This window comes from Anaerocolumna sp. AGMB13020, assembly GCF_033100115.1.
Lineage (GTDB): Bacteria > Bacillota > Clostridia > Lachnospirales > Lachnospiraceae > Anaerocolumna.
In genome coordinates, this window is record NZ_CP136910.1 from 993,552 (window position 1) to 1,016,890 (window position 23,339).

General features: G+C 41.9%; 13 protein-coding genes and 1 riboswitch. Of the genes, 7 read left to right on the top strand and 6 right to left on the bottom strand.

Annotated features, from left to right (window positions below; genetic code table 11):
• Positions 1-126: 126 nt before the first annotated feature.
• Both R2R35_RS04205 and R2R35_RS04210 read right to left on the bottom strand, forming a co-directional pair.
• Positions 127-903, bottom strand: coding sequence for an SDR family NAD(P)-dependent oxidoreductase (locus R2R35_RS04205; RefSeq protein WP_317733243.1), 777 nt, complete (start codon positions 901-903; stop codon positions 127-129).
• A gap of 97 nt (positions 904-1,000) precedes the next feature.
• Positions 1,001-3,814, bottom strand: coding sequence for an oxidoreductase (locus tag R2R35_RS04210; protein ID WP_317733244.1), 2,814 nt, complete (start codon positions 3,812-3,814; stop codon positions 1,001-1,003).
• Positions 3,815-3,986: 172 nt separating this feature from the next.
• Here R2R35_RS04210 and R2R35_RS04215 point away from each other — a divergent pair, with 172 nt between their 5' ends.
• Complete coding sequence (locus R2R35_RS04215; RefSeq protein WP_317733245.1) at positions 3,987-5,516, top strand: PucR family transcriptional regulator; 1,530 nt, start codon at positions 3,987-3,989, stop codon at positions 5,514-5,516.
• A 218-nt stretch (positions 5,517-5,734) separates the two neighbouring features.
• On the opposite strand, the gene R2R35_RS04220 is transcribed toward R2R35_RS04215, so the two are convergent.
• A complete protein-coding gene (locus R2R35_RS04220) occupies positions 5,735-11,233 on the bottom strand; it encodes a S8 family serine peptidase (RefSeq protein WP_317733246.1) in 5,499 nt (1,832 codons plus the stop codon).
• Between the two features lie 485 nt (positions 11,234-11,718).
• Between R2R35_RS04220 and R2R35_RS04225 the strand changes: the two genes are divergently transcribed.
• The 6 genes from R2R35_RS04225 to R2R35_RS04250 all read left to right on the top strand — a co-directional run bounded on the left by R2R35_RS04225 (position 11,719) and on the right by R2R35_RS04250 (position 17,919).
• A complete protein-coding gene (locus R2R35_RS04225) occupies positions 11,719-13,608 on the top strand; it encodes a ComEC/Rec2 family competence protein (protein ID WP_317733247.1) in 1,890 nt (629 codons plus the stop codon).
• A gap of 62 nt (positions 13,609-13,670) precedes the next feature.
• Positions 13,671-13,785: riboswitch (FMN riboswitch) on the top strand.
• Between the two features lie 164 nt (positions 13,786-13,949).
• Positions 13,950-15,053: a bifunctional diaminohydroxyphosphoribosylaminopyrimidine deaminase/5-amino-6-(5-phosphoribosylamino)uracil reductase RibD gene (ribD, locus tag R2R35_RS04230; RefSeq protein ID WP_317733248.1), complete on the top strand. Its 1,104-nt coding sequence runs from the start codon at positions 13,950-13,952 to the stop codon at positions 15,051-15,053.
• On the top strand, positions 15,022-15,681 hold the full coding sequence (gene ribE, locus R2R35_RS04235) for a riboflavin synthase (protein ID WP_317734744.1): 660 nt from the start codon (positions 15,022-15,024) through the stop codon (positions 15,679-15,681). Before ribD ends, ribE begins: the two co-directional genes overlap by 32 nt.
• A gap of 57 nt (positions 15,682-15,738) precedes the next feature.
• The gene (locus R2R35_RS04240) at positions 15,739-16,953 is read left to right on the top strand and encodes a bifunctional 3,4-dihydroxy-2-butanone-4-phosphate synthase/GTP cyclohydrolase II (RefSeq protein WP_317733249.1); all 1,215 of its coding nucleotides are present in this window, start codon (positions 15,739-15,741) and stop codon (positions 16,951-16,953) included.
• A 90-nt stretch (positions 16,954-17,043) separates the two neighbouring features.
• Positions 17,044-17,511 carry a 6,7-dimethyl-8-ribityllumazine synthase gene (gene ribH / locus R2R35_RS04245; RefSeq protein WP_317733250.1) on the top strand — a complete coding sequence of 156 codons (468 nt, stop codon included), beginning with the start codon at positions 17,044-17,046 and terminating at the stop codon, positions 17,509-17,511.
• A gap of 165 nt (positions 17,512-17,676) precedes the next feature.
• Complete coding sequence (locus R2R35_RS04250; protein ID WP_442872267.1) at positions 17,677-17,919, top strand: DUF2089 family protein; 243 nt, start codon at positions 17,677-17,679, stop codon at positions 17,917-17,919.
• A gap of 306 nt (positions 17,920-18,225) precedes the next feature.
• Here R2R35_RS04250 and R2R35_RS04255 read toward each other — a convergent pair whose 3' ends face one another.
• From R2R35_RS04255 to R2R35_RS04265, 3 genes are all read right to left on the bottom strand, one after another.
• Positions 18,226-19,185, bottom strand: coding sequence for an acetylxylan esterase (locus tag R2R35_RS04255; protein ID WP_317733252.1), 960 nt, complete (start codon positions 19,183-19,185; stop codon positions 18,226-18,228).
• Between the two features lie 592 nt (positions 19,186-19,777).
• Positions 19,778-21,586 (bottom strand): ABC transporter ATP-binding protein, encoded by a 1,809-nt coding sequence (locus R2R35_RS04260; RefSeq protein WP_317733253.1) that lies wholly within the window; start codon positions 21,584-21,586, stop codon positions 19,778-19,780.
• On the bottom strand, positions 21,579-23,339 hold the full coding sequence (locus R2R35_RS04265; RefSeq protein WP_317733254.1) for an ABC transporter ATP-binding protein: 1,761 nt from the start codon (positions 23,337-23,339) through the stop codon (positions 21,579-21,581). Before R2R35_RS04265 ends, R2R35_RS04260 begins: the two co-directional genes overlap by 8 nt.

Genomic DNA, 23,339 nt, shown 5'->3' on the forward strand with positions numbered 1-23,339 from the left:
AGAAATCAAAAAGACACATTCAATCAACGAAGAACAATTGATTGAATGTGTCTTAAATAATATTCTGAAGGAACGCAGCTATAAATCATAAAGGACATTTATTATCCGTGATCTTAGCTTCTACTCCTAAACAATAGAGCCGCCGCCATCAACAATGATAAACTGACCCTGTACATAGCTGGAAGCATCACTGGAAAGATATAATATCGTGCCGTTTAATTCACCTTTTCTGCCTGGACGGCCTGCAGGATTTGCTGCATTATAGGCATTCAGAAATTGCTCTGATTTAAACAGGGTTCCGGCGGTCATCTCGGATTCAAAAAGTGCAGGTCCAACGGCATTTACAGTTATACCATATCTTGCATAGGAAGCTGCCATTCCTTTTGTCATTCCAAGCACAGCAGATTTTGAGGAATTGTAGGAATGTCTGATAAACATATCATTTTTATCAGCTACCACTGCATTTACGGATGCAATGTTTACTACTTTTCCGTAACCTTTTTCTTTCATCTTTGGTATTACATATTTACTGGTTAAGAATATGCTCTTTACATTGGTATCAAAGGCATTATCCCATTCCTCTTCTGTCATACTGTCAACACCACCTCGTACTGCAATACCGGCATTGTTTAATAAGATGTCCACCTGCCCAAAGGTATTGAACACTGTTTCCATCGCTTCTTTTACACTCTCTTCTTTGGTAACATCGCAAGCTACTGCAAGGGCTTTTCGTCCTGTACTCTCGATAATTGCTTTTAATTCCTCAAGCTTATCATAACGCCTTGCCAAAAGGGCTACATCTGCACCTGCTTTTGCATAAGCAAGTGCTGCATCTGCTCCCAGTCCGGAGCTTGCTCCTGTAACGACTGCTACTTTTCCCGTTAAATCAAATAAATTCTCCATATTCTTAATTCCTTTCATTTTATATTTATTTAAAGCTATCAACTTTTTCTGTTATAGCTTATTGCTTCTATCATTTCAGCTATCCCTTCACCCGTTATTAAATACGTCCGGTTTCCATAAAAGCTGTACGGTCATAACGTCCGGTAAGGAGATAGGGAATAACTTCCTCTGCCTCTAATTTCTCTACCAGATTCAGCTTATGTACCAGCAGGCTGTTCTTGGAATAAGCTCCTCCAATTATGGTATTGACAGGAAGCTCTGCCCAAGGGTCGTCGATACTGGATTTTAAATTCATTGATACGATACCTGGCTCCCAGGATTTATAATTGTATTCACATTGATTCATGAGCAGAGCACCGTTCATAAAGTGAGCTGCACCATTTTCATCGGGCTGTCTGTCAAAGTGGAAATAGAAGCCGCCGCCAAAGGTCTGCTTGCCTGCTGCCGGGAATTGGTATAAAGCTGCGGTCATAGGACTGTTATATTCGCCTAAATGCATCTTTATATCCACCAGTTGTGTTCCTCTTCTGGTAACACCTGCTGTTACGGTATCACCATTTCGTCTGATTACAAATTCTCCACCCAGCTTCTTTGGTATACTTCCGTTATCCCTGCCGCATTGTACCGCCATTTCTGCTCCGGGTCCTCCCAGTACAAGACCCATGGTATACAGTCCCAAGGTTTTTCCATAAGTTGCATAAACACCCAGTATTGCTTCATAGTAATCATCTGCAAAGGTCGGATTATTAACATGGCAGACGGATAAGGTAACCACCGGCATAGAGAAAGGTTTTAACGGCGGAGGAAGAATTCTCTCTATGGCTGCGGGATCGGTCAGATAACTGATATAGATTCCCTCCTGATCGTCCATCAGAGAAACCTTACCGAAGTTTGGAAGTTCTTCCTTTGCTACCTTAAAACTGGGTACCTTCTCGGCTGTTGTAAACAGACTGGAGGCTGTATCATATGCGGTACGGGTTGCAGGAGCAATACTGCCGTCTTTTATCGCACTACCTATAAGCTTCACAATCGTTCCCCTGGCTTCCAGTTCAGATACCAGTGTTCTGTCGGGACGGAAGCCAAGAGATAGTACAACTGCTTCTGCATCCGCTTTTACTTCTTCTTTGTTCTCTATCTTTTCCAGTATAACGCTGTCTTTTGTAATCTCTTTCAGGGAATGTCCTAACAGGTATTGTGCACCAGCTTTTGCAAGACGTCCGCATACATCGGCAACATTGGTATGGTTTGCATTTGGTGCAGGCTTATCAAGCATATCAATTATTGTCACCTGATTTTCTGTTTCACATAAGTATTCTGCAGTTTCAAGACCGGTGAGTCCTGCTCCAATTACTACAACCTTTTTGCCCTTAAGGACTTCCTTACCGGATAATATGTCTTCTACGGTATACACGTTCTTGCCGTTAATACCTGGTATTTTGCCTGGTATAATGGAAGTGGAACCGGAGGCCAGCAAAACCGCATCTGGTTTACAGGCCATAATGCTTTCAGTATCTGCTTCCGTATTGAGTAAGACTTCCACTGAAAGTTTCTCAAACTCATTGCCGTAGTAGTCTGCAATCCACTGCATACGCTCCTTTAGAGGAGGTTTTTTCGCAAGATTAACCGTTCCGCCAAGCTCAGCCTGACGATCCATTAAGGTTACTTTCATTCCCCTTAGTGCGAGTGTCTGTGCCGCTGTCATACCCGCAGGACCTGCACCAACTACAACCACCCGATGTCCTTTGGTATCACGAACCAGATTTCCATACTTTCTCTCTCTTGCATATCTGGGATTTAAGGCACATTCCGGCGGTAAGCCTGCAGCATTGTATTCGTTTAAGCTTTCGAAACAGCGGAGGCAGGAAATACATTTACGCAGCTCCTTTTCCCTTCCCTCCTGGACCTTTTTACCCCATTCTTCATCTGCATTCCAGGAACGGCCCATGGAGACAAAATCAACTACACCGTCTTCCAAGAACTTTTCAGCTGCAGCAGGTTCCCTGATAACAGAAACACCGATTACCGGAATCTTTACATGACTTTTTACAGCCTTAAGAAAATCACGTCTCCAGCCCTGAGGGAAGGAAATTGGTTCAATACAGGTCATTCCGGTTTCATAGAGTCCACAGCTTGGATCAATGAAATCTATTCCTGCCTGTTCCAGTGCCATGGCAATCTTAACACCGTCCTGCACATGGATATACTCTTCGGTTACTCCAGTCTTATCAAGGAACTCTTCAATACTTAGACGTACACCAACTGGGAAATCAGGGCCGCACTCTTTCCGGATTCCTTCAATGATTTCAATAATAACCCTCAAACGGTTCTCGAAGCTTCCGCCGTATTCATCCTCCCTTTTATTCGTATAGGGTGAGAGGAACTGATGCAGCAGGTATCCATGGGCAGCATGTAATTCCACACCGTCACAGCCGGACTTTTGCACTCTTAGGGCACCAGCTACAAACTCCTTCACTATCTGCTTCACCTCTTCCGTGGTCAATGCACGGGTTTCCTGCTTCAGAAGTTTACAGGGAATGGCTGAAGGTGCCACTACCGGCTGTCCCCCAAGAAGGGCGGTCACGGTTTCACGTCCCGGATGATGAAGCTGGATAAATATCTTGCTGCCATGCTTATGTACTGCTTCTGCCAGCCTTGACAACGGTTCGATATGTCTGTCCTTGGTAACGGATAACTGTCTCATAAGACCGGCACCGTTTATATCATTTATACGCGTAATCTCAGGGATAATTAGTCCCGCTCCGCCAATTGCCCTTGCCTCATAAAATGCTATCATATCCTCTGAGGGTGTTCCATCCAGGTTAGCCAGGCCGCAGCCCATGGGTGACATGACTAAGCGGTTTTTAAGTTGTACCTTGCCAATGCTTCCCGTTTCAAATAATCTGTTATACATTCTGTACCTCCAATGGATTTTGTTAAATTTATAACACTGTTGATAACATAAGGATACAGGATTACGGGTAAATTCACAACGTGTATGATGAATGATAAAACTTTGACAATTTGGTTACCATGCACTAAAATAAAACAAGAGATATTATTGATAGAAAGAGTTGGGGATTTTTATGACTTTTAAAAAGCTGATTGAAAGAATATCCAAGGAATACCGCATAGATATATTAAGTGAAGGAGAAGATACGGAGTTACAGGATATTGCCTTGATTGACGGCAAAGATACCAATATCCGGAAGAATACCTTATATTTTGGTTACGATAAACAAATGAACAAGACTGTCTTTCTCCACAATTGTATTTTAGCTTGTACAGGCTCTGGTCCGCTTCCCCTTACCACTGGCTGTAATGCTGCCAGGGTCGCGGAAGAGGAGCTTTTCTCCCTGTTCAATATGGTCAAAAATCTGATAGAAACTACCCGCAGCAAGGGGATTTACGAGGAACTCACTGCCTTAGCAGACAGCTCCCGCAGTATAGAAGCGGTAATTGACGCAGCCTCTGTTAGGCTTGGCAGCTTTCTGGTATTCTGTGATATGAACTTTAAAATCATTGCCAAATCCAACTCCATACCGGTCCATGACCCCCTTTGGATAGAAAATACCGTCAAGGGTTATTGCAGTTACGAATTCATTCATGCTGTTAAGGATTTAACAGCAATTAAAAATGCCTCAATGACAACTTCAGCTTTTGAAGTCGTATGCAGCCAATCCTCCAACCGTAAAATCAGCTGCAAGGTCTTTCACAACAAGACCCAGATTGGATTTCTGTTAATGATAGAAGGAGACACTCCCTTTCTTCCCTCTCATTTTGAAATGCTTCGTACCATAAGTCACGCTGTCAGCTATACCATAGCTTACTATACACCAGATTTGTTTGAAGAAAACAGCCGTTATCATGAATTGCTATACAGCATGCTGATAGGTGCTCCTGCCAAGGACATTGCCAACCGTCTTTCAAGTCTTACGTTTCCCGGCAGAATGCTGGCGCTGTATCTTCGGCCTGCCCGATACTTAGGACAGCAGTATCTTAAGAATTATACCTCCAAGGCACTAAAGCATAGAATTGCTGAGACCCATGTAACCTATCACAAAAACGGTATAGCTGCTGTTATCCCATTACCAGAGGAGCCTGACCTGTTCAATAAACTGCCGGAATTATTAAGAGATCTTGCAAAGAAAGAATATGTACGTATTGGAATAAGCTATCCCTTTACAAAAATTGAGAATTTTGTAAACCACTTTGATCAGGCTTTCGCTGCTCTTGAGCTTGGACAGAAGCTAAAAAGCGAGGAACCGATCTGTTTTTATCAGGATTATCAGTTTTTTCATTTACTGACAGAGGCAAAATCTCCTGATAAACTGGGGAGCTTCTGTCATCCAGCACTGGCAGCGCTGCGGCAATATGACCATGCAAATAATTCCCAGCTTTATAAAACCTTGTGTGTCTACATTGAGAAAGGCTGCAATATCAAGCTGACTTCTGAAAGCCTGTTTATCCATCGGAACTCCCTGGTGTACCGCTTAGACCGTATCACTGAAATCTGCGGAATTGACCTTTCAGATATTAATACTTTGTTCCTTCTTCGATTATCTTTTCTTGTTGACCGCTATAATGAGCTGAATACAAGTATTGAGTGGGGTTAATAATATGATTAAAGCTTACTGCTTAAGGCAGAAGGCTATCGCTCTGAACGTCAGAAATCAGCTACTAACTAAAGTTCCTCTATTAGCTTAGCAGTTCCTTTAAATCAAGGTTTAACGGCTATAAAGCAGTTCCAGGGGGTATTGGCCCAATTGATTCACTATTGCCCAATACCCCCTGGTAAATTAATTATTTCTTACCTTTATCTATCTTCTTATTTCTAATATTCTTCCCCTGGTCCAACAGGAACCGGGTAGATGGGATTCTCAGGAGACTCAGATACAACCGGTACTTCCGGCATTAACAAACCTCCGCTGTTTGGCAGTACCAGATTGATGGTACCTGAAGCAATTGCAGTTAAGGTTTTCCCATAGATATCCGTATAGGTAACCTCTACCAGTAAGCCTGTTGCTTTCGTATAATTAGGTGCTATCCAGGTTCCTGTATAGTATCCCGAAGATACCTCTCGCATGGTAAAGGACTTAGGTTTGATGGTATTCTGATCCTGGGCAATTATTCTGAAGGAAGCGGTTCCTCCTGCCAGACTCTTAAAGCTTACCGTCAATACTTCACCGCTTTTTAGGGTTACCTCGGAAGAAGGTGTAAGGTCGATTATACCCTGTTCTTTTACAACGTTAATTTTACCAGCAGCTATAGCTGTCACTTTATTTCCTGCGCCATCTGCAAATTCAGCTTCAATTACGAGTCCGCTTATGTTTGCCTGAGGAGCAGTCCAGGTTCCTACATAAAAACCTTCGCTGACTTCCTGCATACTGATTCCGCCGCCAGACTGTGTTGCAGGACTGGCAGGAAGCACTACCCTGAAAGTCCCGCTGCCCCCTGGCTCGCTGTGAAAGCTAACGGTCAGTGTCTGCCCGGGTGTTAGGTTCACATCACTTGCAGGTTCCAATGCGGATATAACCGGTACCTCTTTCTTCACAATAACCTTAATCAGTTTCTCGGTGACATTTCCTACCTGATCATATGCCTTTAAGGTAAATAGATTCTCTCCTGTATAGACAATCTTCTCAACGTGGAAAGCTCCATCCTGGACCACAACATTCTCATTGTTTATCTCAAGTTTATTAAAATGCTGGTCAAACACCGTTCCGGTAATGTCTACCACTCTTTCATTCGTTATCAATCCATCTGCCGGTGCGGTAACAAGGAGTTCCGGTGCCAGCTTATCCTTTATTACCTTTTTGGCTGCTGAGGGTTCCGTTTCTTTTCCGTTTAACTCAGAAGTTGCTGTGATGATACTTTCTTCTTCGGTCAGTGGAATTACCTTACGGAAGGATTTGTTGACGGAAGTTACCTGCTCTGTTTTACTGCCATTCACATAAAGATTGACTTTACCATCCGCTGTCACTGTCCCTTCTACCAAAATGGAATCCTGGTTGGTATAGCTGACAGCCTCTAAGTTGGTGATAACCGGTGTATCCACAGAGTATTCCATTCTTGCACGAATCATTAAGCCACCGGCTACCTCCTCCTCTGCAATAGGTGTAAAGGTATCACCGGAATACAGATAAGAACGGTCAGCATAAGGACTGTCTTCGTCAATACCGGTACCAGGTGAGGCAGTACCCACAGCAGTCTGAGAGGTTGCTATAAAGAAATCTCTGCTGGTGGAGAAACCAAATTCTGATAAATCAATGTAATTCCACTCTCCTCTAACAACATTTACTACCTTGGGTGAAGTATTTAATTTCACCGGGTTACCATTGGCATCTGTATCATAGATGGTAACTCCGATCTGATCCCCTCCTGGTGACGGCCAATCAGTTCCCCAGAAGAAAATATTTGCACCTTTTACTTTACCATACTGTGCTGGTGTTACTCTGATTGCCAATCCATTACCGGTTGCATTCAGCACCAGTGCATTTTCTCCTGTTCCGTCGTCGTATACGATTTCTTCCTCATAACCTACAAAACGTTTAAGAGGTATTGTCACTTCCGTGGTCTCATTGCCAGTTACCACAGCGCTGACCTCGCCGGGTTCAAACCCATCAGCGATTACCTTTAAGGTATAAGTGCCTTCGTAAATATCGGGAATCCTAAATTCACCGTTTGCATCTGTCGTTACAACAGGTAGCTTTGAATCCTCTTTTACCCTGATAACTGCATTTGCTGCCGGTTCTCCTGAATATCTGTCAGTAACCTTACCCTGTATGATTCCTTTCGGCTTTTCAGTAAGCACAAAATTCTTCTTAACGGTTTGGTTCTCTGTTAAATGTACCTGTGCTTCCGCCGGATAATAACCATAGGCTTCTGCTCGTAAAGTCCAGGTATCTTCTCCTTCATTTATCGCATGCTTTAGGGTATATCTGCCGTCAGCGGGGTTGGTTTTAGCACTTCTTCCTGTTTCCAGCACGGTTACTACCGCATCGGCAGGCAAGCCTGCTGTCACAGAGGAAATGGCCTGAACGAAAGCATCACTGACCGTTTCGTATTTCTGAGTTACCGTTGTGTTCTTCTCCTTCAGATTCAGTTTGATGGGTTTTACTTCCATTTCTTTCTTCTGAAGGCTTAAGCTGTTGTCTGATGCCTTGTAAGCTGGTAATTGTATACTGGAGGCGGCTGCATTTGCTGCATTTACCAATAAGTAATCAATATACCAGCCTGCTTTATTAAGAGAGGAATCAGAGGTCAGAAGAAATCTTATCTTTACGGTTTTTCCTGTATAGGAGGAACCCAGCAGAAGCTCCGTATTCGTCCAGGCTTTTCCATCACCGGTATAATAGCCTCCGGGAGCCAGGTCCGTCCAAGCCGACCAATTATCACCATCTTTTATAGAAATCTGGATATATCCCTTATCGTATTTGCTCTCAAATTCATACCACTGTCCAATCTTTAAAGTGCTGATCTTATCCTCTGGCAGCTGGATTTCAGGCGTTTCTAACCAGGAATTACTGCTGTTTAAATAATTGGCAGCAAGTCCGGTAGCCCAAACCTTAGCACCATAAAAACCGGTTCCCGGACCGGAAGCCGGAACTCCCCACTGCCAGGAATTATTAGTACCGCCGGTTAAGAAAGCACCATTACTGTTTTCAAAATCCTCGTAATAAACATAGTCACCCAGTGATTGAACCTCAAGGGTCAAAGGCAGTGATAGCCCGCTTTCATTCCCGGCAAAGTCAAAAGCAGAAACTTTGTAATAATAAGTTCTTTGTGCTTCAATACTGTTATCCCCATAGGAATTTGCAGCAGTTTCTGCCAAAAATGCATATGCTCCGTCAATGGAATCCGAGCGGTAGACACGGTAACCTGCTATATCAGTGTCTGATACGGCAGACCAGTTTATTGCGGCGGTATTTAAAATAACACTGCCGGTTAAATTAACTGGTACAGAAGGAGCGATTCTGTCCGTAGCGATAAATTTCGCATCCTCCAGATACCAGCCGACCTTAGAAACACTTGTATCTGAAACCAGACGGAAGGCAATGTATACGGGAAGAGAAGAGCCTATATATTCGCTTAAGTTTATGGTCAGCTTGCTCCAACTGGTCTTTGTGCCTGTTATAACAGGTCCTACCTGATTCCAGGTCTCCCCGAGGTCAGCGGTTACATATACAAAACCCTTATCAAAATTATTTTCGATATCATACCACTGATTCACTTCAAACTGAGCAAATTTAAGGGTAGTATCCCTTAGATCCAAGGGTACGGACACCAATATACTGTCTCCGCTGTTGGAATAATTGCCTTTTAGATTTGTTCCTATGAGTTTCGTACCGCTTAAGGCCGACGGTCCAACTCCCGCTGCCGGTTCACCCCATTGCCAGTCACCTTGGAAGAGCCAGCCAGAGGGATAGCTCTCAAAATCCGTACTGTAGCTGTCAGGAACTGCACCGAATTTGACTTCGACTGTATACTCACCTGTCGCCACTGTATTTCCGTCATAATCCCTGGCCTTTAGCTTATAGGAAAAACCCGGCTGTACTACCAGATCATCTGGAATAGTACCGGTATATACTCCTGCTTTATAATTTCCAGAGGTCCTGGTTAAGGGAAGTGTAATCCAATAGGATTTTCCGCTTTGTTTTACCAGAAGTTCTGTATCAATAACAGATACATCATCCGAGATATCGGCCTGTATCTGGATACCGGCACCGGAATAGGTCTCTGTGATAACCTGGTTGTGAAGGATTACAGGATTTTCAAGGTCTTCTCCTTCCCTTGTTACTTTCCCTTCAATGGTACCCGTTCCGCCTGCAATTCTTGATACAGCTTCAAAGGCATCAATTAATCCATAACCGTAGCCATAGTTGGGATCTCCGGCGTCATCGGCATCTTCTAAAGGAATTGCCGTATCCCTTAACAACTCTTCCACGTCTTCAATGGAAAGGGAATTATTTGCAGACAGGATTAAAGCTGCCGTTCCGGACACTGCCGGAGCAGACATACTGGTTCCGTCCCAGCCGCCTTCATAACCGCCTGGTACAGAGGACCGTATATTTACACCGGGAGCGATTACATCTGGTTTTACATTGTTATATGGGCCAGGGCCTCTTCTAGAAAAATCTCCTCTTACATTATTAATATCCAAAGCTCCGACAGCAAAGCTCTCGGGATAATTGGCAGGCGCACTGACAGAAGCCGGTGGTGCTGCTGCATTTCTCTCATTACCCGAAGAGAATATTGGAAGGATTCCAGCTGCCCTCCAGGCAGTTACCATAGGTCTGAACCACTCATCCAAACCGGAAGCACCACCCCAGGAATTATTGATGATATCAGGTGCTGCTGCCGGATCTCCTCCGGGAGCAAGCATCCACTCTGCTGCTGAGAGGATATCATCATCATATCCTCCATCCGCGGTAAAGGCTTTGGCAGTAATCCAGGTGGCACCGGGTGCCGCACCAATCTTATTGCTTCCATCGGGTTCCTGTCCAAGGATTGTACCAAGTACATGGGTACCATGGGGTATACTGGCTTCATCTACGGGTAAAGTACTTCCGTTAACCGGGTCATACCAGTTTCCGGCTGAGGTGGGGTTTGCAGGATCACTGGGATTGTATCCTCTCCATTTTAATTTCAGGGCAGGATGAGTCCAGGTAGCTCCTGTGTCAATGGTTCCAACAACAACGCCGGTTCCATCTACTCCAAGACCCCAAACTTCATCTGCCCTGATTCGCTCGATATTCCATTCTACCCCGTCAGCATTGGCCTGAATTTCACCAGCGGTTACCTGCGGTTCATCTAATTTAACAATCTTATTTTCGTATATTTTTTCAACTTCATTCATATACGAAATGTTTTCAATCACCTTTTTGGTGGCCTTTACATACACTGCGTTAACAATGTAATAAGGCTTATACTCTGTGACAGTTTTCTTCTTTTCTTCCTGGGTTATGTATTTTAACAATTTCTGCTGGGTATCTTCTGCATTATCCTTTAAAGCACCGATTACTTCTTTTCTTACTTCAAGCTTCGTATTATACGGTGTTAAGGCTGATGACAGTTTTTCCCCAGCTCCCTTTGCTACCCCCATACTGTCTACCTGACTGCTCAGGTATATGATTGCTTCTACAAGATCCTCATCCGATGCAGAATCTATGAACCCAGACTCTATTTTATCCATGGACTGGGTATGCAGTTCCTTTTTTAAGGAAGCTGCCGGAAGAGAATATTTGCTTTCTGCAAGAGCTGTTACCGAATTAAAGGTCATGATAAAAAATAATAACATGGTAACGATTTTTCTTGCTTTTCCCTTAATCATTTTTACTACCTCCTTTTACTCATCTTTATCATTAAAAATAGCTGCTGCTAATCATGTGCCCCCCCTTTCTACTACCTGGCAGCTGTCTTTAAGACCCCCTTAAATATTACAAAAAATCTCTGTAGTAATTTGTAAGACAAGCTTTGGTATTATTTAACTTTATATTTATTCGGCAGCTTACCTTTTTATGACTGATTTATAGAAAAATATCAATAATTTATCTATCCGATGTAGAAAAGGTAATATGTAAGACTATTTATATGATACTGCTTTCATTAAAATGCGTATTTCTGGATTTGGCGAAATACAATGAAATCCATACTTTCTTTATTTTTTGGATAGACTCTATTTCGACAATTTACCTTTCTGCACTTTACATTCCATAATATATCTATTATTATTATATTTTAAAGCTTAAATAAGGGTATGCTTATTTTTGTGCTTTAAAAGGATAAAGGTTAACGCAGTCAGAGAAAGGTAGAAGTATGATACAAAAAAGACAGAAGAACAAGCAAAAAATTGACTCTTTTAAGTTATTCGGTTGCCTTTTCCTATGCCTTACACTTATTTTTTCGATGCTGAGAAACATAACCGTAAGTGCAATGGATATAGATAATTTAACAGTATCCTTTATTAATGTAGGACAAGGTGACGGAGCATTACTTGAAAGCAACGGAATGTACATGTTAATTGACGGAGGGCCTACAGCAGCGGGACCTACCGTAACTAATTTTCTAAAATCCAAGAAAATCAAAAAGATTGACTACATATTAGCTACTCATCAACATGAAGACCATATCGGCGGTCTGATTGATGTAATTAAGAATTTCGAGGTAGGTAATTTAATTATGACCAATACCTCTTTTCCAGACACTTCTTACAATAATTTTATTGATGCTGTCAAGAACAAGAAAATTAAGACGATTACACCTGTTATGGGAGCCTCTTTTCATCTTGGGTCAGCTACTGTAACCTTTATGGCTCCTAATGGAAGTGGTTATGAAAGCTACAATGACAATTCCATTGTCGTTAAGGTGGTGAATGGTGAGAACTCCTTTCTGTTTACCGGTGATGCAGAAAGTATATCCGAGAAAGAAATGCTTGATAAAGGATATGATCTAAAATCAGATGTATTAAAGGTGGCACATCATAGTGCGTTGACATCGACCACTCAGGAATTTTTAAATGCAGTAGATCCTTCTATTTCTGTGATATCCTGTGATGAAAATGCACCGGCAAGATTTCCAAGGATCACCACTTTAAAGAAATTAGAGAATACAGATATCTATCGCACAGATATCTCAGGCACCATCACTATGGTAAGTGACGGAAAAGAAATAGTAGCAGATAAAATACCCTATTCTTATGCAGGTGATACCATTGATATTTTAACCGGAAAAAGCATCAAAAGTAACACCGCAGAGACAAAGAACTTATCCAATCCAAGTGCTTCAATCCCAGGGAACAGCCTTACAATGCAAAATGAATATGATGATGAAGATTATGAATTACTATTAGGCGGAACCTTACCAATCGTATTCAATGCAGATTATGGAGTAAGTTCCTTGGAAAAGATTGAGTATGCTTTAGCACCAGCAGAGCTTTTTAATGATGTGGACAATGTAGAATGGGCTCAATTAAGTAAAAATGAGCTGATTCTAAATGAAGATTTTATGGGTTGCATCTATGTAAAATTTGTAAACAAGCTTGGTAATACAATAATTCGTAAAACACAGGGATTTACTCTGGACGCAACACCTCCTGAAAACTGCAACGTAGTATCTAATGTTTCAGGAATCAATCTTTTGGATATATCTGCGACGGATTCTTATTCTAAGAAAGCTTCCGGTCCAGTAACACTGCAATTTAACGCAGATTTCGGTATCAGTGACTATGGCAAGACAGAATATATGCTGGTCCCAAGAGGAACGGAATTTAACCCGGAACAATCCTGGACAAATGGAAATACTTTAACCATCAAGAAAGATTACATAGGAACTGTATATGTAAGATTTACTGATGGCGCCGGTAATGTAACAACCAAGAAAACCACCGGATTCAGTTATGTTTCAAAGCAACCCATTAATACAATGATTACCTCCAAGGCAAAAGACATCCAATTTGTAAATTGGGGTTCAAAGAGTGGATATACTACGGTAAAGGCTCCTGTGCTCTTGAATTTTAGTGCTGATTTTGGAGCCAGCGGTATAGAATCCATTCAGTACATGCTAGAGGATAACGGACAAAAAGGAAAATGGATTAATGGAAATTCGGTTACAATAAAAAAAGGTTTTAATGGCAGAGTCTATGTAAGATTCACAGATAAGAAGGGTAATTATGTAACAAAAAATTCCAATTTATTTACTGTGAAATAGCAGACCCTCAAATCTGACTATTGACAATTATTTAATTTCGTATTACTATAAGTGCAATTGAATACAATCTTCAGGGCAGGGTGTAATTCCCTACCGGTGGTAAAGCCCACGAGCCGTAAGGCATGATTCGGTGTAATTCCGAAGCCGACAGTAAAGTCTGGATGAAAGAAGATGCAGCAGTATCTGCACATTATATTGTGCTAAATTGACATTGCAGCTCTGAAATGAATTTTCTCATTTCAGAGCTTTTTTATTGTAATAATTGCAAGGTCAGATAGAAGTTTGCTGGAAAATGCCTTGAATTTTGTGTTCAAGGCATTTTTCTTATTTGGAGGTATTCTATGGATGACAAAGAATATATGCTTTGTGCATTACAGCTTGCAGAAAAAGGCAAAGGTTTCGTAAATCCAAACCCTATGGTCGGTGCTGTTATCGTTAAGGAGGGACAGATTATTGGTCAAGGCTATCACGAAACATACGGTGGTCTCCATGGAGAACGAAATGCACTGGCTAGCTGTACCCAGTCACCAGTTGGCTCCACGCTGTATGTAACTCTGGAACCTTGCTGCCATTATGGTAAGACACCTCCCTGTACGGATGCTATCTTACAAAGTGGCATTAAAAAAGTGGTGATTGGCAGCAGAGATCCTAATCCTTTGGTTTCCGGGAAAGGAATTGAACTGCTTCGCAGCCAGGGTGTCGAGTGTCTGGAGGGTATTTTACAAACTGAGTGTGACCGGCTTAATGAAGTTTTCTTTCATTACATACGAACAAAAAAACCATATGTGGTAATGAAATATGCAATGACCATGGATGGTAAAACCGCGGCCTACACAGGTAAATCCAAGTGGATTACAGGGGAAGCTGCACGTCTTAGGGTACACGAGGACCGCCGCCGATACCAGGCTGTCATGGCAGGTGTGGGTACGGTTATAGCAGATGACCCTTTGCTTACCTGCCGCTTACCCCAAGGCAGAAATCCTACAAGAATCATCTGCGATACCAATTTAAGAACACCCACTCAGTCACAAATTGTAAAAACCGCTAAAGAAGTCCCTACCCTCCTTGCTACCGCCTGTACAGATAAGGAGAAGCAGAAAGCTTATATCGATGCTGGCTGCACCCTTCTTACCGTTTCCAGAAAACAGGGTCATTTGGATCTAAACGAACTTATGGAGCTACTAGGTGCAAAAGAGATTGACAGTATTTTGCTAGAAGGCGGCGGCCTCCTTAACTGGTCAGCCTTACAGAGTAACATCGTCAATAAGGTACAGACTTATATTGCTCCGAAACTCTTAGGAGGTACAAATGGAAAATCACCTGTCTCAGGAATCGGTATGGCCAGCCCTTCCCAGGCTTATTCTTTAGCGAATACTTCTATTACCTGCCTGGAGGAGGATATTCTCATTGAAAGTGAGGTTCAGTATGTTTACCGGAATCATTGAAGAAATTGGTATGCTAGTGGAACTGCGGCGAAGTTCTGAGTCTTTTAACCTCATTATAGAGGGTAAAATCATCTTTGAAGATCTTCACATTGGAGACAGTATTTCTGTAAATGGTGTATGTCTTACAGCTTCTAACATTGGCAAAAATACTTTTAAAGCGGACGTGATGCCTGAAACCCTCCATTGTTCTAATCTTGGAAGTTTGAAGCCAGGCTCTATGGTAAATCTGGAACGGGCAATGCCAGCAAAGGGACGTTTCGGAGGACATATGGTCTCCGGGCATATTGATGGTATGGGAACCATTAAAGCAATAAGAAAAGACAAAAATGCTCTTTTGTTTACTATATCTGCTCAACATCACCTTCTGCGGTACATCGTTGAAAAGGGCTCTGTCGCAGTAGATGGCATCAGTTTGACGGTAGTGACGGTTAACACAGCGGAATTTCAATTGTCTGTCATACCGCACACTGCAGGTTCTACAATTCTTTCTCGCAAAAAAGTTGGAGATACTGTGAATCTGGAAAACGACCTTGTAGGAAAATACCTTGAAAAGCTAATGTTAAATGCTCCTCTCCAGTATAACCACAGGAGTATCACAGGAGAGTTTTTAAACAAATATGGCTTTTAAAGGCAGCTTTTTTTATGGCTTTTCATTGCGAACAGGCAATGTGAAATGGAGGTAAATATGTTTCAGTATAACACGATTGAAGATGCTCTTGAAGCTCTTCGCAAAGGTAAAATAATACTTGTTACCGACAAGGAAGACCGGGAAAATGAAGGAGACTTTATCTGTTCCGCCGAATTTGCTACTACAGATAATATTAATTTCATGGCCACCTACGGAAAAGGGCTTATCTGCATGCCCATGAGTGAAGCACTATGCAAGAAATTAGAATTCCCGCAGATGGTTGAAGCAAATAACGACAACCATCATACTGCCTTTACCGTATCAGTGGATTATGTTAACACCCTTACGGGAATTTCCGCAGCAGAACGTTCCCTCACCGCTATGAAGTGTATTGAGGAAAATGCAAAACCAGAGGATTTCCGCAGACCCGGACATATGTTTCCCTTACTTGCTAAAGGTAACGGGGTATTGGAGCGGGGCGGTCACACAGAAGCAACAGTGGATCTGATGCGCTTGGCAGGATTAAAAGAATGCGGTTTGTGCTGTGAGATCATGCAGGAGGACGGTACTATGATGCGCACCCCTGACCTGATAACCCTTGCAGAGAAATGGGATATGAAATTCATAACCATAGAAGCCTTACAGGAATACCGAAAGAAGCATGACGAACTGGTAGCACAGACCTCTGTCAGTGAAATGCCCACCAAATACGGTAATTTTAAAGCATATTGCTATGTGAATAAATTAAACGGTGAACACCATGTTGCTCTTGTAAAAGGAGATATTGGTACAGGAGAAAATCTCCTCTGCCGTGTTCATTCTGAGTGTCTTACCGGGGATGCCTTTGGTTCCATGCGATGTGATTGCGGTCAGCAGCTCGCTGCTGCCCTTTCACAGATCGAACAAGAAGGCAGAGGAATCCTGCTCTATATGCGCCAGGAGGGCAGAGGTATCGGTCTTGTAAACAAACTGCGGGCATATGCCTTGCAAGATGAGGGGCTGGATACTCTGGAAGCCAACCTCGCTCTGGGTTTTGACGGTGATTTGAGGGAATACTATATTGGTGCACAGATTTTACGAAATCTGGGTGTAAAGACCCTTCGCCTGTTGACAAATAATCCGGATAAAGTATACGGACTCTCCGGCTTTGGTATGGATATTATCGAGAGAGTTCCAATACAAATGTCTGCTAATCCTTTTGATTCTTTTTACTTAAAAACCAAACAGGAAAAAATGGGTCACATATTACATTATGAGAATCAAGGAGACTAGGTTGAAAAAATTGTTTTTCACCCGCAGGTTTGTGCTTGTGCACCACAAACTTGGTATGCAAAAAGAGCGTGCGCAAGAATAGAGGTTAACATGAAAGTATTTGAAGGAAATCTTATTGCCAAACAGATAAAAGTGGGGATTGCAGCCGCACGTTTTAATGAATTTATTACTTCCAAACTGTTAAGCGGTGCTCTGGACTGCTTAAAGCGTCATGAAATTGAAGAAACGGATATTGAAATAGCCTGGGTTCCCGGCGCTTTTGAGCTTCCCCTAATTGCCGCTAAAATGGCTGCTTCAGGCAAATATGATACAGTGATATGCCTTGGTGCAGTTATTCGCGGAAGCACTTCACACTATGACTATGTGTGCAGTGAAGTTTCCAAAGGAATTGCCCATGTATCCTTGACTAGCGGTATTCCGGTAATGTTTGGCGTGCTGACCACAGAGAATATAGAACAGGCTATCGAAAGGGCTGGTACCAAAGGGGGTAACAAAGGGTTTGACTGCGCCTCGGGCGCTATTGAGATGGTAAATCTAATAAGGGCGATACAGGCATGATGAGCCAGCTTACAAACTAAAAATAAAGTTACACTTTTCTATTGACTTTAATATTATTAAACATTATACTCAATATAGTTAAAGTTATATAGAAAGGTTTGGTTCAATATTATGGAAATTGTCCCTGAATGGATGACTAATCTGGATGATGAGGATGCTACATTTATGAAAAATTTTCTTATGACATCCGGTTCTCTCAAAGAAGTAGCAAAGTTATATGGCGTAACTTATCCGACTGTTCGGCTGCGATTAGACAGACTTATTCAGAAAATAACAATAAGTGAGGATACTGCAAATAACCCCTTTATTTCACTAATCAAGAGATTGGCTCTTAATGAAAAGATTGATTTCGACACTGCAAAGCTTTTGATTACTGAATATAAAAAGACCCAAAAGGAGGAAACCTGATGTCTATTACCATACTCATGCTGCTTCTGTTTTTTACTTTCTTAATATTTGTTGGAGTGGTGTTCTTCGTTGTGTATTTAATTAACTCAAATACTCAAAAGCGTACGAAAAGGAGTCAACAGCAAGACGAACTTGACCGTATGAAAATTAAAGATTTGTAAATAGATAGTTAAAAGCAGTCTTCCTTTCCTGTTATGCACTGCCTGAAAGACCTGTTACCTGTTTCTGGCTAAAAACCGAAGAATTTTGTTGGATTATAGCCTGCGAACTAGGTAAGAAGCCTTTCAGCCGGTGCGTGAGGAAAGCTTACAAGCTCATCATAAATGTATATACTCTATCCATCATCTGTGGTATATTCTCATGTCCGAAGTCAGGATATATATCCATTTTCTTCCTGGCATTAATCTTATTATATGCCGCAAACTGGGTTGAAGGCGGGCAGACAGAATCCATTAGTCCGACATTCATAAATACTTCGCCCTGAATCCTTTTAACGAGATTCTGCAGATCAATATATCCCAGTTTCCTAAAGATCTCCTCTTCCCGTTCGTGCCTGGGATCAAATTGCCTGAAATAATTCTTAAGCTCTGCATAAGCCTCCTTTGCCAGATCCATATCCCAAACTCTTTTGTAATCACAAAGAAAGGGATAGACAGGTGCAAGCTTTTTAATGCCCGGTTCCAGTGCTGCACAGGCAAGCGTCAGGGCTCCGCCTTGAGAACCTCCCATTGCTCCTACCCGTGTTTCGTCAACCTCCGGCATGTCCATCACAATACGGGCCAGCTGTGCTGTATCCAAAAAGATTTGGCGAAACAGCAGATCATCTGCCGACTGGTCCAAACCTCTGATAATATGTCCGTTAAAAGTATTACCTTTTACTCCTCCCACATCCTCGGATTTCCCGCCTTGCCCTCTGCAATCCAAGGCAGCAACAGAATACCCCATAGCCACATAATTCAGTTTGTCATTCCAATCACCGCTATTCCCAGAATAGCCATGAAACTGCAGGATGGCAGGATGTTTTTCATCCATATTCTTGGGACGCAGATATTTAGCATGTACTCTCGCTCCTTTTACGCCTGTAAAGAACAGGTCAAAACATTCAGCAAAAGGGACCTGAAATTCAGCCGGTATCAATTCTACTTTGGAATCAGTTGCTTTCATTTCTGCTAGAGCTCTTTCCCAATATTCATCCATATCAGAAGGGCAGGGACTGCTTCCGTTATATTTCTTTAACTCTTCTAAAGACATGTCAATCAATGGCATAATTCATTACTCCTTGTATTTTAATTTTATTTATAAACAGGTAGAAATTTCTTTAGAATATCTAATTAAAGTCTTATTTCATCTTTCCCGGAACTTTATGTACAATTTTAATAATCTTTCACCCGTTTTTACGAAAGATGATTCGTTACTCGCTATCCTTCATTATATATTCATATTTTTCTAAATACAAGTATACAGTCACGATATTAATTAATAAATATAGTTTTTTATCCAGTATAATTTCCTTTGCATTTGCTCCTGATACTGCCTGGGATTATCCGTTAAATATACGGCAAAGTAATACTCCTTCTCCCTAATCTCCAGTATTCCATTTTCTCTACTTAATATAGGGTGGATTACCCTTATAAGCAATTGTATCAATCTGTATCTGAAGTCCATCCACACCCGTTTAATAGCAAAATTTTATGGAGATGAAACGAGAAAAACCCATAAAACCGAAGATTTCTCCTCTGTATTTACAGGTTTACTCTGAATATATTAAATTCTTTTAATATCCTTTCTCTCTTGATGATTTTTTAGCTGATAATGTCAGATTTTAAGGAAAGTCTATAAAACCTCATAACCTGTTTTCTTAAGAAGCCTCATCAAACTGGCTGTTGTAAAGTTCTGCATAGAAGCCTTTTTTCCTTAATAGCTGTTCATGATTTCCGCTTTCAATAATATCTCCGTCCTTCATAACCAGTATCAGGTCTGCATTTTTAATGGTAGACAACCTATGAGCAATAACAATTGAGGTTCTTCCCTCCATCAGCTTATCCATAGCTTCCTGTATCAGGACTTCCGTACGTGTGTCAACGGAACTCGTAGCTTCATCAAGAATCAGCATAGGTGCATTTTCGATCATGGCTCTTGCTATGGTAATCAGCTGCTTCTGCCCTGCTGAAAGGCTGGCTTCCTCATTTAGAATCGTGTTATATCCTTCAGGCAGTGTTTTGATAAAATGATGTACCCCTGCTGCTTTGCAGGCTGCCACTATTTCCTCCTCCGATACCCCGATTTTATTATAAACGATATTTTCACGAATTGTACCTTCAAAGAGCCAGGTATCCTGTAATACCATACAGAATAATTGATGAACATTCTCTCTTGTCAGGGTTCTTAAAGGTATATTATCTATTCGTATTTCACCGCTGTTAAGTTCATAAAATCTCATTAAAAGATTTACCATGGTAGTCTTTCCTGCACCGGTGGGTCCTACGATTGCAATCTTTTGCCCGGCTTTTACCTTTGCGGAAAAATCCTTTATGATTATTTTATTCTCAGAATATCCAAACTTAACATTCTTAAATTCAATATCTCCTTTTGCCGTTTTCATAATTGTATGTTTACCGCTTTCATCTTCTAATTCTGCTTCACCTAAGAACTCAAATACGCGATAACTTGCAGCTCCGGTAGACTGTAAGCTTGTGGCTGCCTGAGCAATCTGGCTAAGAGGTTGTGTAAAGAGACGGACATAAACCATAAAAGCAACAATAACACCAAAGGTTATAGAGCCTTTCATAGCAAGGGCTGCTCCTGCAACACAGACTGCCACATAACCTATATTTCCAATAAAGCTCATAAGGGGCATCATGAGCCCTGACATAAACTGTGACTTCCAGTTGCTTGAAAACAGTTTCTTATTGATCTGTGTAAATTCACCGCTTAATTCTTCCTCCGCATTATAGACCTTAACTACATTATGTCCGGCATAAACCTCTTCCACATGACCGTTAATGGCACCTAAAAGTTCCTGCTGCTCGGTAAAATACTTTTGCGAACGTGAAATAATGAGTATCATAATTACAAATCCAAGCAAGGAGGAGCCGATTGCAACCAATGCCATAATCCAGTTGGTAACTAACATCATTATAACAGAACCTGCAAGCAGCGTTATTGCAGATACAAGATTTCCGATGCTTTGATTTAGGGTCTGTCCAATGGTATCCACATCATTGGTAACACGTGAGAGGATATCACCATAGCTGGTCTTATCAAAATATTTAAGTGGCAGCTTATTTATCTTAACTGAAATATCCGCACGCATGGTTTTGGATACTTTCTGTGTAACAGTTGCCATTACAAATCCCTGTAAATAGGAAAGTACCACGCTGGCACCATAAAAAGCTGCCAGCCATAAAGCAATGTTACCAACCAGCTTCATATCAATGCTTCCCATTATTCCCTGTGTGATAGCATCAGTCATTTCACTTAGCATATCCGGACCTGTCAGGGTAAAAACCGTTCCGCCCACCGCGCAGGCCAGTGCAAGGATTATTGCAGGGAAATAAGGCTTACAATAGTTTATCAGTTTACCCCAGGCAGCTGAGAATTCATGTTTTTCACCTACTATGGCGATTCCGCCTCCCGGCGGATTACGAAAGTCTGATCCTTTACTCATCTCCAAGTTCCTCCTTTGATAATTGTGAATAGGCAATCTCATGGTAAACCTTACAAGTCTTAAGCAGCTCTTCGTGTTTGCCGATCCCCACAACATTTCCTTCCTCCAGCACTATAATACGGTCTGCATTTCGAATAGTACCGATACGCTGTGCTACAATAAACGTAGTAGCACCAAGGGTTTGAGCTGCCAGCTGTGTGCGGAGTACCTTATCCGTCTTATAATCCAGCGCGGAAAAGGAATCATCGAAGATAAAGATTTCCGGCTGCCTGCAGATTGCCCTGGCAATTGCCAGACGCTGCTTTTGACCACCGGAGAGGTTTGAACCTCCCTGGGATATGGGTGCCTGGTACTTTTCGGGAAGATTATCGATAAAATCCTTTGCCTGGGCTACTGATGCTGCATTTTCAATATCCTCTTTCATGGCTTTTTTCCTTCCGTTATTGCCAAAAGCTACATTCCCGGCAATATCGCCTGAGAAAATAACAGCTCTCTGTGGTACATAACCAATCTTATTATGAAGGTCTTTTTGCTTGTATTTCTTAATATCCACTCCATCAATGAGTACCTGTCCTTCCGTGGCATCGTAAAAGCGTGGTATAAGATTAATCAGTGTACTCTTTCCACTTCCGGTAGATCCGATAAAGGCAACCGTCTCACCTGACTTGGCTTTAAATGAAACATCTTTAAGCACATATTCCGCAGCTCCCGGATATTGAAAGCTTACATTCTTAAATTCTACTTCTCCCATTCCCCAGGGTTTACTGTCCATATCTCCATCTGTAATTTTGGGCTGTGTATCCAGTACTTCGTTGATACGCCTGGCTGATACTGCTGAACGGGGCAGCATGATAAATATCATTACCAGCATCATAAACGCCATAACAACCTGCATGGCATAAGACGAATACACTACCATATCGGAAAACAGAGACAATCTGTCCGGTATATCGGCACCATTGATCAAATAGGCTCCAATCCAGTAAATTGACAGTGTAAGTCCATTCATAATAAGAGACATTCCAGGCATCATAATTGCCATAATGCGATTCGTAAACAGATTGGTCTCTGTCATTTCCTCATTTGCTTTTTTAAATTTCGTTTCCTGATAGTTTTCTGCATTATAGGCACGTACAACCCTGACACCAGTTAGGTTTTCTCTGGTCACACGATTAAGATTATCTGTTAACTGTTGTACAATCTTGAATTTGGGAAGCGCAAATACAACCAATACCGTAACTAATATAACTAATGCAAAAACAGCTCCTCCCGTCGAAACAGACCATTGCCAGCTTTTGCCCGCTATCTTTATGATTGCCCATACCGCCAGGATCGGCGCTTTGATCATTACCTGAAGCCCCATTGCTATAAGAGTCTGTACCTGGGTTATATCATTCGTGGAGCGAGTAATTAAACTTGATGTGGAAAATCGTCCGATTTCCTCCATGGAGAAGGCTTCAACCCTGTTGTATAACCCCATTCTCAGCCTGTAGGACAGAGTTGCTGCAAGGCGGGCAGCGAAATAGCCGATTATGATGGAAGCAACTAAACTGCCCAGAGCACAAAGGAGCATATACCCTCCGGCACTCCAGATTTCTGACATGGAACTTCCTTCTGTCTGCACCAGCAAGGTAATTTCAGACATATAATCCGGCAGTTTTAAGTCGAGCCAGACCTGACCTGTTATAAATACCAGACAGAGGGCGACCTGAAGCCATTCTATCTTTTTAAAATACTTTAATATTTTTATCAT